Annotated in this window: 1 protein-coding gene; it reads right to left on the bottom strand. The window is 71.6% G+C overall.

The annotated features are described in order from the left end of the window. On the bottom strand, window positions 1-1,949 hold a 1,949-nt coding region (locus ACFY5B_RS39445), incomplete at its 3' end, for an SDR family NAD(P)-dependent oxidoreductase (protein WP_389980079.1). Window positions 1,950-1,967: the final 18 nt, after the last annotated feature.

Below are 1,967 nucleotides of genomic sequence, written 5' to 3'. Positions count from 1 at the left end.
GCGTCATGCAGGAACCCACCCTCACGCACATACGTACGCCCAGGAACACCAGGCTCCGGATCGAACAACCCCGCCACATCCCACCCCCGATCGGTGGGCATGGGGCCGATGACGTCCCGTTCGTCCAGGAGCAACTTCCACAGCTGCTCGGGAGAGTGCACCTCGCCCGGGTAACGGCAGGCCATACCGACGATCGCGATCGGCTCTTCGGGGGCGACGGCCGGCCGGGCCGTGTCGGCCTGGTCGCTCCCGGCAACGTGCTGCGCGGACAGGCCCAGCGCCTCGCCGTACAAGAAGTCCGCCAGCGCCCCGGGGTTCGGGTGGTCGAAGACGACAGTGACGGGGAGGACGACACCGGTCGCGGTGTTCAGCCGGTTGCGGAGCTCCAGCGCGGTCAGCGAGTCGAACCCGGCGTCTTTGAAAGACCTACGCGGCGGCAGGAGTTCCGTCGTGTCGTGCCGCAGGACGGCAGCCGCCTCGGCTCGGACCAACTCGACGAGTGTCCGGCGCTGTTCGGGCTCCGGGAGGGACGCGATGCGCTCGGCGAGTGCGGCGGCCGGCTCGGCGGTCCGGGCACCCTCCTGCGCGGCCCTCTCCGACCCCAGCGCACGTCGCGCCTCGGGCAGATCCGTGAAAAGCCGTCCGCGTCGCAGCGCAGCCGTGCGTGGAGCGAACTCAGACCAGTCCACGTCGACGACGGTGCGGCAGGTCGCGCCCTGGTCAAGCGTCCGCTGCAGCGCCTCGATGCCGGTGGTGGGCTCGAGCGCGCGGATGCCACGGCGGTTGAGGCTCACCTCTCCGGTGCCCTCGGCCATGCCGCCGCCACCCCAGAGGCCCCAGCTTATGGAGGTCGCCGCAAGTCCGGCGGCGCGGCGCTGCTCGGCGAGCGCGTCCAGAGCCGCGTTGGCCATGGAGTACGCGGCCTGACCGCCGTTACCCCATACGCCGGTGACGGAGGCGAAGAGGACGAATGCGTCAAGGTCCAGGTGTGCGGTGAGCTCGTGCAGGTGAACGGCGGCCGTTGCCTTGGGGCTCAGGACCTCGTCCAGACGTCCGGGGGTGAGCGTGTCGACCGTCCCGTCGTTCAGCACACCGGCGGTGTGGAAGACGGCGGTCGGCGGATGTGCGTCGAGCAGTGCGGCCAACGCGGCACGATCGGACACATCGCAGACTGCGAGGGTGACCTGAACGCCGGACGCCCGCAACTCTTCCGCCAGCCTGTCCGCGCCGGGCGTCCCGGCACCACGGCGACCGGTCAGCACCAGGTGCTCGGCTCCGTTCCGGGCCAGCCAGTGGGCCACCCGGGTCCCGATGGCGCCCATTCCCCCGGTGACGAGCACGGTGCCACGCGGACGCCATTCCGGCTTCACGCCCGTGGGCTTCCGGTGGCCTGCCTGAACGACGCGCCGGCCGTAGGCGCCTGAGGGTCGCACCGCCAGCTGATCCTCACCGGCCGCCATCCCGGCGGCCAGCGCCCGGACCGCCAGACCCACCGACCGTGCATCAGCGTCCGCCGGGAGATCGATCAGACCACCCCAGCGATCGGGGATTTCGAGAGCGGCAACCCGTCCGAGCGCCCACAGTTGCGCACCCGCCGTCTCCGGCACCTCACCGGGCACCACGGACACCGCGCCCCGCGTCACCGCCCACACCGGAACACCGAACCCGGCGTCGCCGACGGCCTGCACCAGTGCCAGTGAGGTCGCGATGGCGATCGGCACAGTCGGGCAGTCGGCCTGTACACCCCCGGCCCACCCCAGGAGGGACAGGATTCCGACAAGGGGTTCCTGCTCTTCGGCCGCGGTGGTGGTGAGCCGTGCCGACAGGCCGGTGCGGTCCGTCGCCGTCACGTCGACCGTGAGACGGGAGACCGTGGCGCCGTGGGTGGTGAGGGCTTGCTCGATGTCGTGGGCGACACGCGTGGCGTCCGCGTCCAGGTGCTCGGGCACGACGAGCAGCCACCGGCC

The sequence above is a fragment of the Streptomyces sp. NPDC013187 genome, from assembly GCF_042899705.1.
GTDB classification, from domain to species: domain Bacteria; phylum Actinomycetota; class Actinomycetes; order Streptomycetales; family Streptomycetaceae; genus Streptomyces; species Streptomyces hawaiiensis_A.
Note: the sequence above shows the minus strand (reverse complement) of the source record. Positions and strands in the feature narration are given on the sequence as shown.